Source organism: Streptomyces monticola, from assembly GCF_042665355.1.
GTDB lineage: Bacteria > Actinomycetota > Actinomycetes > Streptomycetales > Streptomycetaceae > Streptomyces > Streptomyces monticola.
Genome location: NZ_JBHTCF010000007.1, coordinates 1 through 12456 on the forward strand (window position 1 = coordinate 1; position 12456 = coordinate 12456).

General features: G+C 71.3%; 9 protein-coding genes. 5 read left to right on the plus strand and 4 right to left on the minus strand.

The window, feature by feature from the left end; all coding sequences use genetic code 11:
• Positions 1 to 456: 456 nt before the first annotated feature.
• Positions 457 to 1197 carry an HNH endonuclease family protein gene (locus ACFQVC_RS18090; protein WP_381831488.1) on the minus strand — a complete coding sequence of 247 codons (741 nt, stop codon included), beginning with the start codon at positions 1195 to 1197 and terminating at the stop codon, positions 457 to 459.
• The gene (locus tag ACFQVC_RS18095) at positions 1194 to 1904 is read right to left on the minus strand and encodes an MOSC domain-containing protein (protein WP_381831489.1); all 711 of its coding nucleotides are present in this window, start codon (positions 1902 to 1904) and stop codon (positions 1194 to 1196) included. The genes ACFQVC_RS18090 and ACFQVC_RS18095 overlap by 4 nt, the downstream gene beginning before the upstream one ends.
• 183 nt (positions 1905 to 2087) lie before the next feature.
• Between ACFQVC_RS18095 and ACFQVC_RS18100 the strand changes: the two genes are divergently transcribed.
• Positions 2088 to 2279, plus strand: coding sequence for an antitoxin (locus tag ACFQVC_RS18100; protein WP_381831490.1), 192 nt, complete (start codon positions 2088 to 2090; stop codon positions 2277 to 2279).
• A gap of 88 nt (positions 2280 to 2367) precedes the next feature.
• Here the strand turns inward: ACFQVC_RS18100 and mfd are convergent, their stop codons facing one another.
• Entirely contained in the window at positions 2368 to 5949 is a 3582-nt protein-coding gene (mfd, locus tag ACFQVC_RS18105; protein WP_381831491.1) for a transcription-repair coupling factor, read from the minus strand.
• Between the two features lie 231 nt (positions 5950 to 6180).
• Here mfd and ACFQVC_RS18110 point away from each other — a divergent pair, with 231 nt between their 5' ends.
• Positions 6181 to 7611, plus strand: a complete 1431-nt coding sequence (locus ACFQVC_RS18110; RefSeq protein WP_381831492.1) for a DUF2079 domain-containing protein — start codon at positions 6181 to 6183, stop codon at positions 7609 to 7611.
• A gap of 67 nt (positions 7612 to 7678) precedes the next feature.
• Here ACFQVC_RS18110 and ACFQVC_RS18115 read toward each other — a convergent pair whose 3' ends face one another.
• A complete protein-coding gene (locus ACFQVC_RS18115; RefSeq protein WP_381831493.1) occupies positions 7679 to 8113 on the minus strand; it encodes a phospholipase in 435 nt (144 codons plus the stop codon).
• A 434-nt stretch (positions 8114 to 8547) separates the two neighbouring features.
• Between ACFQVC_RS18115 and ACFQVC_RS18120 the strand changes: the two genes are divergently transcribed.
• From ACFQVC_RS18120 to ACFQVC_RS18130, 3 genes are all read left to right on the plus strand, one after another.
• On the plus strand, positions 8548 to 10338 hold the full coding sequence (locus ACFQVC_RS18120; protein ID WP_465270596.1) for an MDR family MFS transporter: 1791 nt from the start codon (positions 8548 to 8550) through the stop codon (positions 10336 to 10338).
• 104 nt (positions 10339 to 10442) lie between these two features.
• A complete protein-coding gene (locus ACFQVC_RS18125) occupies positions 10443 to 10913 on the plus strand; it encodes a DUF485 domain-containing protein (protein ID WP_381831494.1) in 471 nt (156 codons plus the stop codon).
• On the plus strand, positions 10910 to 12456 hold a 1547-nt coding region (locus ACFQVC_RS18130), incomplete at its 3' end, for a sodium/solute symporter (protein WP_381831495.1). The genes ACFQVC_RS18125 and ACFQVC_RS18130, both read left to right, overlap by 4 nt.

Consider the following 12456-nt stretch of genomic DNA (forward strand, 5'->3'; position numbering starts at 1 on the left):
GGCGCGGTCGGCTTGTGGGGGTACGGGGTGGTCCGCCGACCTGGGCCCGGTCCGCGGGCGCGGCGCGGTCGGCTTGTGGGGGTACGGGGTGGTCCGCCGACCTGGGCCCGGTCCGCGGCTGCGGGGCGCGGCCCGCGGGCGCGGTCCGCGGGTGCAGCTGCGGGCGCGGCCCGCGGGTGCGGGTGCGGGCCGCGGGTGCGGGCCCGATCTCGCCTACCCAGAGCGTGGGCCCGCCCCACTGCTCCGGGCGCGGGCTCGGCCGCCGACCCGGGCCCGGTCCGCAGGTGCGGGCTCGGCCCGCCGACCCCGGAGCGGCCGACCTGCCCGGTCCACGGGTGCGGGCTCGATCTCGCCAACCCAGGGCGTGGGTCCGGTCCGCGGGTGCGGGCCCGGTCCGCCCGCCCGGGTGCGGGCTCGGTCCTCCGGTCCGGGTTCGGGCTCGGTCCGCGTGCGGGATCAGTCCGCGCGGAAGCGGGGCGGGGCCTTCGTCGGGGCCTCGCCTGTCGGCAGTCGTTGGTCGGGGCAGCGGTTCAGGACTCGCCTCATGGCGTCCCGTTCCGCGCTCGTCACCCACAGCCCGTACTTCTTCTTCACGGCGACCTGCGCGGCCACGTAGGTGCAGCGGTACGGCTTCGCGGGCGGCAGCCAGGTCGCGGTGTCGCCGTCGCCCTTGCTGCGGTTGGCGCTCGCTCCGGCCGCGACCAGGTTCATCGGGTCGTTGGCGAAGGCGATGCGCTTGGCGGCGGGCCACTGCCCGGCGCCCTTCTGCCAGGCGTCGGAGAGCGCCACGACATGGTCGACGTCGACCTTGCTGTGCCCGCGCCGGAACGTTATGTCCAGACCGGAGTACGGGTCGGGCGCGAGCGTCCCTGAAGTGACCTTGCAGCCGTCCTTCGTGCGGGCGTCGGCCAGGTCGCGCTTGAGGATGTCGTCACGGGTGCCGCAGCCGTTGGAATCGGTGTCGGCCCAGGGCGTGCCGAACCTGTCCCGGTCGTAACCGGTCTTCGGCGCGCGGCCCTTGACGGTGAGCTCGTCGACGGCGGTCAGGGCCGCTCCGGGGGCACCATGACCGCCGGAGGCGGGCGCCGGATCCGGCTCGGGTGTGCAGGAGGTGGCGGCGAGCAGCGTGAGCAGAGCCGCTGCCGCACGGCGGGTGGTCACGCCGGTGGTCGCGCGGGCGGTCACACGGGCCCTCATGCGGCGCCTGCCATGGCGACCCGGTCGCCGAGCGCGGTCTCACCCGGCGTCACGACCTCCGCGTACACGCCGAAACACATGTCGCGCGCGGCGGTCAGGGTCTTCAGTACGCGGCGGTCGGCGGGCAGGCCTGGTTGCGGCAGAGTCGTCATGACACAGCGCGGTACCCGCTCTGTGATCCTCAAACGCAGCCCGCCCGCGCCGAGTTCGATCTCCCTGCCGATCCACGCCTCCTCGGCCCAGGGCTCGGCGGTGTCGACCACGATGTTCTTGCGGAACCTGCGCACATCGGCCGGGGTGTCGTCGCCGAGCAGCCGGCCCAGGGCGTGCAGCGAGCCGGTACCCACCAGGGAAACGGCGCCCTGGTCCATGTGCGAGGCGCCGCCCTCCCGGGTCAACTCGGCGTCGGGGCCGAGCAGTTCGGCGAGGCGGGGATCGCCGGGGCCGACGCGCGCGCCGTCCGGCAGGGTCACGGCGACGGTGCCGGCCGCCTCGTCGTAGGCCGCCGCGCACTCGATCAGGCGCGGGCTCTTGCGGAAGCGGGTACTGCTCTTGCCGCTGCCGAGCTTGCCGTCGGCGTGGCGCAGCGCCCACAGTCGGTCGCCCGTCGCTCCGCGCGCGTCGAAGCCGAGCCGCTCGCGCTCCTCTCCGAGCATCGACTTCACCGGAAACCTGACCAGCCCCACGACCGCCCCGAGCCCTGTCACACCAAGCCCCTCCCGTTGCCGTTCCCTCCGGGCCTCCCCCGCAGTGGTCCAGACCATACCGGGCATCGGTGGGCATCCCGGGAGCGGGCGGCGTATGGTCGAGCATGGATATGGGCGAAATGCACTGAAACGCGCCCTTCGCCCTTTCACCTTCCCTCCCGCCTCCGAAAGGAGCCCCACGCAATGGGTATCACCGACGGGTTCAAGGACAAGGCCGACGACGTCATCGAGAACGTGGGTGACGAGGTCGACGAGAAGACCGGCAACAAGTTCAAGCCGCAGGTGGACAAGGCCCAGGACAAGGCCAGGGATGCCATGGGCATCAAGAAGGACGAGCAGCAGGACAAGGGCCAGCAGGGCCAGGACCAGAAGTAGTCCTGACGGAGGCGTTGCAGCTGTAAGCAGGCACACCAGAGGCCACCCGCGGACACTCGGTCCGTGGGTGGCCTCTGCTGCACTCCGCCTACGACCCCAGGATCGACGTCAGGAACTCGCCCACCCACGCGAGGAGTTCGCGCCCGACCACCGGCTTGCCGCCCACCTTCGCCGTCTTCGGGCGCGGCACGAGGAGCTGCCGGCCCGTCGGCTTGATGACCGTGCCCGGGTAGAGACGCTTGAGGCGCAGCTCCTGGGACTCGCGCAACTCCAATGAAGAGGGGCGCGCGTCAGCGCTCGTTGAGGGGCGGTGGTCGGGTGACGGGAGGGCGAAACGGATGTTGTTGCCCTGCAGGACGATCTCGCCGACCTCGCAGGCGCGGGCCAGCATCCGGAGCCCCGCCACGAGGAGCAGGTTCTCCACCGGCTCGGGCAACTTGCCGTAACGGTCGACGAGTTCCTCACGTACCGCCTTGATGTCCTCCTCGGATGAGGCCGAGGCGATGGAGCGGTAGGCCTGCAGGCGCAGGCGCTCACCCGGTGCGTAGTCGTGCGGGACGTGTGCGTCGACCGGCAGCTCGATCTTGACCTCGAGGGGGGGCTCCTCCTCCACGCCGCCTTCGAGCGAGGCGCGGTAGTCGGCCACGGCCTCGCCGACCATACGGACGTACAGATCGAAGCCGACGCCCGCGATATGGCCCGACTGCTCGCCGCCGAGGAGATTGCCCGCGCCGCGGATCTCCAGGTCCTTCATCGCCACGTACATGCCCGCGCCCATCTCCGTGTGCTGCGCGATGGTGGCGAGGCGCTCGTGGGCGGTCTCCGTCAGGGGCTTCTCCGGCGGGTACAGGAAGTACGCGTAACCCCGCTCCCGGCCACGGCCGACCCGGCCGCGCAGCTGGTGCAGCTGGGACAGGCCGAAGTTGTCGCCGCGCTCCACGATCAGGGTGTTGGCGTTGGAGATGTCGATACCGGACTCGACGATCGTCGTGGAGACGAGCACATCGAACTTCTTCTCCCAGAAGTCGACGACGACCTGTTCGAGCGCCGACTCCGACATCTGGCCGTGGGCCGTGGCGATCCGCGCCTCGGGGACGATCTCCCGCAGCCTGGCCGCCGCGCGGTCGATGGACTCGACGCGGTTGTGGATGTAGAAGACCTGGCCCTCGCGCAGGAGTTCACGGCGGACCGCGGCGCCGATCTGCTTCTCCTCGTACGGCCCGACGAAGGTCAGGACCGGGTGCCGCTCCTCGGGCGGAGTCGTGATCGTGGACATCTCGCGGATGCCGGTCACGGCCATTTCGAGCGTACGGGGAATGGGGGTCGCGGACATCGTCAGGACGTCGACATTGGCGCGGAGCTTCTTCAGCTGCTCCTTGTGCTCGACACCGAAGCGCTGCTCCTCGTCGACGATGACCAGGCCCAGGTCCTTGAACTTGGTCTCCGACGAGAACAGGCGGTGCGTGCCGATGACGATGTCGACCGAGCCGTCGCGCAGGCCCTCCAGGGTCGCCTTCGACTCCGTCTCGGTCTGGAAGCGGCTCAACGCGCGCACCTTGACCGGGAATTGGCCGTAACGCTCGGTGAACGTGCCGAAGTGCTGCTGCACGAGGAGCGTGGTGGGCACCAGGACCGCGACCTGCTTGCCGTCCTGGACCGCCTTGAAGGCCGCGCGGACCGCGATCTCCGTCTTGCCGTAACCGACGTCGCCGCAGATCAGCCGGTCCATCGGAACCGACTTCTCCATGTCCTCCTTGACCTCGGCGATCGTCGTCAGCTGGTCGGGCGTCTCCACGTACGGGAAGGCGTCCTCCAGCTCGCGCTGCCAGGGCGTGTCCGGGCCGAAGGTGTACCCGGGCGCCGCCATGCGCGCGGAGTACAGCTTGATCAGGTCGGCGGCGATCTCCTTGACGGCCTTCTTGGCGCGCGCCTTGGTCTTGGTCCAGTCGGCACCGCCGAGCCGGTGCAGGGTCGGGGCCTCGCCGCCGACGTACTTGGTGATCTGCTCCAGCTGGTCGGTGGGGATGTAGAGCCGGTCGCCGGGCTGGCCGCGCTTGGCCGGGGCGTACTCCACCACCAGATACTCACGGGTGGCGCCCTGCACCGTGCGCTGCACCATCTCGATGTAGCGGCCGACGCCGTGCTGCTCGTGCACGATGTAGTCGCCGGCTTCGAGGGTGAGCGGGTCGATGGTCTTGCGGCGCCGCGCGGGCATCCGGGCGCCGTCCTTGCCGGCCGCCTTCTGGCCGGTCAGATCGGTCTCGGTGAGGACGGCGAGCTTCAGGTCCTGGTCGACGAAGCCGTACTCGATCGAGCCGCAGGCGACATGGACGACGGACGGCGAGATCGTGTCGAGCTCCGCGTCGAGGCGGGCCGCGATGCCCTCGCCGCCGAGCACCTCGACGGTACGGGCCGCGGGGCCGTGCGCCTCCGTCACGTACACCGAGCGCCAGCCGTCGGCCAGCCAGCCCTTGGTGTCGGCGAGGGCGCGGGCGGTGTCGCCGCGGTAGGTCTCGGGCGCGTGCATACCGAGCTTGAGGGTGTCCGAGCCGAGGACTTCGTCCGCCGCGAACGGCGAGACCGACCACCACATCATGCCGAGGTCACGCGCATGGTCCCGGACGTCCGCGATGCCCCACAGGGAGGCCGCGCCGACGTCGATGGGCGCCTCGCCGCCGCCTGCCGTGGCGGCCCAGCTGGCCTGCAGGAACTCCTGGCTCGTGGCCACCAGGTCGGCGGCCCGGGTGCGCACCCGCTCGGGGTCGCAGACCACCGCCATCGCGTTGTCCGGCAGGACGTCGAGGAGCAGCTCCATGTCGTCCACCAGGACCGGGGCGAGGGACTCCATGCCCTCGACCGCGATGCCCTCGGCGATCTTGCCGAGCAGCTCGCCGAGCTCCGGGTGCTGCTCGGCGAGGGCCGCGGCCCGCTGCCGTACGTCATCGGTGAGCAGCAGCTCCCGGCAGGGCGGCGCCCACAGACCGTGCTCGGCGATCTCCAGGGAGCGCTGGTCGGCGACCTTGAAGTAGCGGATCTCCTCGACGTCGTCGCCCCAGAACTCGACGCGGAGCGGGTGCTCCTCGGTCGGCGGGAAGACATCGAGGATGCCGCCGCGGACCGCGAACTCGCCGCGCTTCTCGACCAGTTCCACCCGGGCGTACGCGGCTGCCGCGAGGGCCTCCACGGTGTCGTTCAGATCGACCGTCTCGCCCTGCCGCAGGCTCACGGGCTCCAGGTCGCCGAGCCCCTTGACCTGCGGCTGGAGCACCGAGCGCACCGGGGCGACCACGACGGAGACCGGGCCGGTCTCGGGGTCGTCGGAGCGCGGGTGGGCCAGGCGGCGGAGGACGGCGAGACGGCGGCCCACGGTGTCCGAGCGGGGCGAGAGCCGCTCGTGCGGCAGCGTCTCCCACGACGGGTACTCGACCACGCCGCTCGGGTCGAGCAGGGAGCGCAGGGCGGCCGCCAGGTCCTCGGCCTCGCGCCCGGTGGCGGTCACGGCGAGCACCGGGCGCTTCGCCTCACGGGCGAGCGCGGCCACCGCGAAGGGCCGGGCGGCGGGCGGGCCGACCAGGTCCACATGCATGCGGTTGCCATCGGTTGCGGCCTTCACCGCTTCGGTGAGTGCGGCGTCCTTGACGACCGCGTCGAGCAGACCGTGCAGGCTCATGCAGGCAGTTTCCGTCCAGATGTGGCGTACGGGGCAAGGGGCGGGCGCGGCCGCTGTGCGGCGCGAAGGGCCCGGTGCGCGCACAGTGCAACGCAAGAGGCCCGACACGTCGAACGGGCCGGGGGTCTCCAGCGTACGACGCGCCGCCGACACTCGCCGTACGGATCGAGCCCGGCGCCCGGTACGGGGTACTCATAACGCCCGATGCGGCGGTACTGAGAACATGGGCACATGCCCGGCACCGATGTCCTCACCGCCCGGGGCGACGCCGGAGACGCGCCCGCCCCGGTGGTCGCACGGCCGCGCCTGCGCCCGCGCCCGCAGCACGACCCGTATCTGCTGGCCGGAGCCCTCTTCGCCGGGTACGCCCTGATCTCCGTGCTGCGCTGGTACCGCCTCGGCAACAAGTCGTGGGACCTCGGCATCTTCGAGCAGGCCATCCGCGCCTACGCGCACTTCCAGACTCCGGTCGCGGATCTGAAGGGGCCGGGCACCCATATCCTCGGGGACCACTTCAGCCCGGTCACAGCGCTGCTCGCGCCGCTCTACCGGATCTTCCCGTCGCCGGTCACGCTGCTGCTCGCCCAGGCCGCGCTCTTCGCACTGTCGGCGGTCCCGGTGACCCGGGTCGCGGCACGGCTGCTCGGGCGCCGCCGCGGGCTCGCGATCGGCGTCGCCTACGGCTTGTCCTGGGGCATCCAGCGCGCCGTCGACTTCGACTTCCACGAGATCGCCTTCGCCGTCCCGCTGATCGCCTTCTCCCTCGAAGCCGTTCTGCGGGAGCGCTGGAAGGCCGCCCTGTGGTGGGCGCTTCCGCTGGTCTTCGTCAAGGAGGACCTGGGCCTGACCTGCGCAGCCCTGGCCGTGGTCGTGGCGCTGCGAGCCCGCCGATCCGATCCGCGGGTGCTGCCGGGCGCCATCGCGCTCATCGCCTTCGGGGCCGTCGCCGCGCTGCTCACCTTCACCGTCGTCATACCGGCCTTCAACACCACGGGCGGCTACGACTACTGGAGCAAGGTCAGCGAGGGGCCGACGCCCCTGGACGGTCTGGACACCAAGCTGCGCACGCTCGGCTGGCTTCTGATCCCCACCACCGGCCTGCTGGCCCTTCGCTCCCCGCTGCTGATCGTCGCGCTGCCCACCATCGGCTGGCGGTTCGTCTCCGGGGACAGTCACTACTGGGGCACCGACTGGCACTACAGCGCCGTCCTGATGCCGGTCGTGACGCTCGCTCTGGTGGACGCGATCGACCGCTCGCGGCGCAGCGCACGGCCCTGGCTGCGGTCGTACGCGGCGCAGCTGCCGCTGGCCGTCGCCGCGGCGGCCCTGGCCCTGAGCACCACGCTGCCGATGGCCACGCTCACCGAGGCCGCCACCTATCGCGAGGGCCCGGGGCCCGCGGCCGCGAAGGAGCTGCTCAAGAGCATTCCCGACGGGGCGAGCGTCGAGGCGAACATCGGGCCCATCAGCCAACTGACCGCGCGCTGCCGGGTGTTCTGGATCGGCAACACGCGGGGCGAGACGCCCGAGTTCATCGCACTCGACAACTCCCGCGGCAAGTACAAGGACCCGCTGCAGACCGCACGCGGCCTGCACCCGGACGCCACCTACGAACCGGCAGGCTCCGCCGGCGGCTATGTGCTGCTGCGGCGGAGCCTGTGAGCGGGCCTCTCAGCGGACCAGCGGACCCTCAGCGGGCCTGTGAGCCGGCCGGTGTGAGGCGCCGGGGCTACGCGCCGCCGGGGTTCGAGAACTTGCGTACCGCCTCGTAGTACACCCGGGCCACTACCAGGCACCGCTTGCGCTGTCCCGCGGTGTGACCGCGCTCCGTCCTGCACACCTTCTGCATGTCGTCCAGGAAGGTCTTGTCGACCCGCAGCCGCGTCGCCTTGCTGAACGCATTGAGCTTCTTGTAATTGCGGTAACCGAAGTCGTGGTGCGCGCACACATTCTTGAAGTTGAAGCCGAGCGGCTTGTCCGGCGATTTCGAGCAGTAGTCGGTCGACCAGGTGAAGCGGTATTTGTCATTGCCCTGCTGCGCGGCCTTTCGGGCCTTGGCCCAGGCGCCGTCGAGCGTGTTCTTCGCGGTCAGTTCCTTGAGCCGCTGGAGCTTCTGCGGCCGGGTGACCGCACGGGTGTCGGTCCCGCCCGGCTCGGCCGCCACCGCGGGAAGCGTTCCCGTGACGGCGACGGTCCCCGCGACGAGCAATCCCCCGAAAGCTGCCCCTAGTTTATTCATTTGTGCCCCTTCCCCGTTCCCCGTTTTCCCGTTCCCCGTTTTCCCGTTTCCCGTTTCCCGTTCCCCGCAGGACGAGAGGAAGTTAGCGCGGAAGGGGCCCCCTCCACACTTGTCTCAAGGGGCATGGCACAAAGGGGTCTTGGACGAAGGGACCTTGAACAAAGGGGCCTTGAACAAAGGGGCCTTGAACGAAAGGGCCTTGAACGAAAGGGCAGGCGCACAAGAAGTGCGGTCGGTCCGCAGCCCGGGGCCCTCCACCCCTCCCGTCGTAGCGCCGGAGGTGAGAAGGTGTGCGACGGCGCGGATAGGTGCACAGGGAAAGCGGATACGTGCACAGGGAAGGGAAAGGGAGTCCCCCAGTGACTGCGGAAGGGACAGCGGTGCCCCGCAAGCGCGGTGCCGTGGTCGCCGCCCTCATGCTCGCCATGGCGCTCGCCGCGCTCGACTCCACGATCATCGCGACCGCGGTCCCGCAGATCGTCGGCGACCTCGGCGGCTTCTCTGTCTTCTCCTGGCTGTTCTCCGGCTATCTCCTCGCCGTCACGGTCACGCTCCCGGTCTACGGCAAGCTCTCCGACACCTTCGGCCGCAAGCCGGTCCTGATCGCCGGCATGGCCCTCTTCCTGGCCGGCTCACTGCTGTGCGCGGCGGCCTGGGACATGGCGGCCCTCATCGCCTTCCGGATCGTCCAGGGCCTGGGCGGCGGCGCGATCCAGGGCACCGTCCAGACGCTCGCCGCCGATCTGTATCCGCTCAAGGAACGCCCCAAGATCCAGGCCAAGTTGTCCACGGTGTGGGCCGTGTCAGCGGTGGCGGGCCCCGCGCTCGGCGGACTGCTCGCGGCGTACGCCGACTGGCGCTGGATCTTCCTGGTCAATCTGCCCGTGGGCGCGCTCGCCCTGTGGCTCGTGGCCCGCCACCTGCATGAGCCGGTACGGAAAGTCCGTGAAGGGGTACGAGAACAGGGCCGCCGTGTCCGCCCCCGGGTCGACTGGGCCGGGGCGCTCGCCGTGTTCGCCTGCGGCGGTGTCCTGCTCACCGCGATCGTGCAGGGCGGGGTCGCCTGGCCCTGGCTGTCCGCGCCGTCCCTCGCGCTGTTCGGCACCGGAGCGCTGCTCGCCGCGGCCACGGTGGTCATCGAGCGGCGCGCCGCCGAGCCGATCATCCCCGGCTGGGTGTGGAAGCGGCGCACGATCGCGGCGGTGAACCTGGCGCTCGGCGCGCTCGGCCTGCTGATGGTCGCGCCGACCGTCTTCCTGCCGACGTACGCCCAGTCGGTGCTCCAACTCGGGCCGGTGGCCGCCGGGTTCGTGCTCAGCGTGATGACCCTGAGCTGGCCGGTGTCCGCCGCACTCAGCCAGCATGTCTACACCCGGATCGGCTTTCGCAACACGGCCGTCGTCGGCATGGGCGCGGCCGCCCTGATCCTGTTGAGCTTCCAGCTGATGCCTTATCCCGGCGAGGCCTGGCAGCCCGCCCTGATCATGCTTCTGCTCGGCGCCGCGCTCGGTCTGGTCCAGCTGCCGCTGATCGTCGGCGTGCAGTCGACGGTCGGCTGGGCGGAGCGCGGCACCACCACCGCGTCGGTGCTGTTCTGCCGCCAGATCGGCCAGACCGTCGGTGCCGCGCTGTTCGGGGCGGTGGCCAACGGTGTGCTCACCTCCCGGCTCGGCGGCGCCACCGACCTCGACTCGGCCGCCCGCGACCCCGGTGCCCCCGGGGTGCGCGCCGCGATCGACGGGGCCGTCGACGCGGTGTACCTGGGCTCGGCCTGCGCGGCCGGACTCGCCCTTCTCGTCCTGCTGTTGGTGGCACCGCGGCGCTTTCCCGTACTGAATCAGGAACCGGCCGACGAGCCCGCCGGACCTTCGGCGACACGACCGGCCCCGCCCGCCGAGGCACAGCGCCCCTCAGCGACACGACCGGCCCCGCCCGCCGAGGCACAGCGCCCCTCAGCGACACGACCGGCCCCGCCCGCCGAGGCACAGCGCCCCTCAGCGACACGACCGGCCCCGCCCGCCGAGGCACAGCGCCCTTCAGCGACACGACCGGCCCCGTCCCCCGAGGCGCAGCGGCCGTCGAAGACGCCACTGACCCCGCCCCCCGGGGCACAGCAGAATCACCCGCACCACACGCCCCGTACCGACTGATCAGTTCGCCGGAAACTCCACGCCCCCTCGATACCTGCGAGTAACGTACCGGCTCCTCCCCGCGGTCCAGCCCGGACCAGAACCGCGCGCAAGGAGCACCCGAGATGCACGAGCCGCACGGCGCTCCCCCTGACCCGCAGCCCCGGACACAGGCGTTTCCCCACCCCGCCGACATCCCCCCGCACCCGCCGCTCTCCCCGCACCCCCAGCACCTCACCTACCCCTGGCAGCCCCTCAACCCGCCCGTACCGCCGCGTCCGCGCCGCCCCGCGGGCCCCGCCCTCGGGCACCACAGCGACATCCGCATCCTTCGTAAGGCCTACAAGTGGCTGCGCAGAGTGGCCACTTGCACGGCTCTCGGCTACTTCACGCTCTTCCTGGTGCTGTCCGCGTACGCACCACAACTGATGACCCTGCGCGTCGACGGCGGGCTCAGCGCGGGCCTGCTGCTCGGCCTGTGCCAGCTTCCCGTCACGTTCGCCGCCATCGCCGTGTACGAGCGGCACGCCCGCCGAAGGGTCGACCCGCTCTCCGAACGCCTGCGCCGACAGGCGGAGTTGGAGGCCAGGCGATGACCGTGGGGAGCCAGACCGCGTCCCTGATCGCCTTCACCGTCGTCGCCACGCTCAGCCTGCTCCTGTGCGTACTGACCGGGCCCGACCGCGACGACCTCGACGAGTTCTACACCGGCTACCGCTCGCTCACGCCGCTGCGCAGCGGACTCGCCGTCGCGGGCGACTACATCTCGGCGGCCACCCTGCTCGGCACGATCGGGGTGATCGCGCTCACCGGGTACGACGGCGTCGTGCTCGCCCTGTCCACGGCGCTCTCCCTGGTCCTGCTGATGTTCCTGCTCGCCGAACCCCTGCGCAACGCGGGCCGGTTCACCATGGGCGACGCGTTCGCGCGGCGCACCCCGGGCCGCAGTGTCCGGGTCGTGGCCTGCGTGGCGACGATCGCCGCACTGCTGCCCCTGATGCTGGTCCAACTCGCTTTCACCGGTGACGTACTGGCGTTCATCCTCGGCTTCGACAGCCCCGGCCTGAAGACCGGCTGCGTGCTGCTGCTCGGCGTCCTCATGATCAGCTACGCGGCGATCGGCGGCATGAAGGGCACCGCCCTGATCCAGATCATCAAGATGGTGCTGCTGCTCGGCTCGGGCACCCTGCTCGCCGGACTCGTCCTGTACCGCTTCGGCTGGAGCCCCGGCGCGCTGCTCACGGCCGCGGAGCGGGGCAGCGGCGCGGGGCCCCGGTTCCTCGAGTCCGGCCTGCAGTTCGCCGGCGGCCGGAGCGCCCGCCTCGACATGATCTCCTCCGAGCTGACCGTGGTCCTCGGCGGCGCCTGCCTGCCGCACATCACGATGCGCATGTACACCTCGCGCAGCGCCCCCGAGGTACGCCGCTCCATGTCCTGGGCGGTCTCCACGGTCGCGGTGTTCGCGCTGCTCATCGCCGTCATCGGCGTCGGCGCGGCGGCGCTCGTGGGCCGCGAGCAGCTGACCGCGAACGACCCCCAGGGCGGTATGGCCCTGCTGCTCACCGCACAGTCGGTGTTCGGCCCGGAGGCGGCGACCCTGGAGACCGTGCTCTTCACGGCGATCACGACCACGGTCTTCCTGACGGTCCTCGCCTCGGTCGCGGGCATGATCCTGGCCTGCGCCAACTCCCTTGCGCATGACGTCTTCGCCCACCGCCACCGGGCGCTGTCGGCGCAGCGCGAGATGAAGCTCGCCCGGATCGCCGCGATCGCGGTGGGCCTGCCCGCCATCGCCCTCGCGGTGCTCGTCCAGGGCATGAATCTGCAGCCGCTGGTCTCGCTGTCGTTCTGCCTGGGCGCATCGGCGCTCGCCCCTGCCCTGGTCTACAGCCTGTTCTGGCGGCGCTACACCCGCACCGGCCTGATCTGGACCCTGACCGGCGGCTCGCTCGGCGTACTGATCCTGATGACCGGCACCAACCTGGTCTCCGGCTCCCCCGGCTCCGCACTCCCCGACCACGACTTCAACTGGTTCCCCTTCACCACCACCGGCATCGTCTCCATCCCGCTCGGCTTCCTGCTCGGCTGGCTGGGCACGATCCTCAGCGGCCGCCGCACACAGAGCGAACAACGCCACCA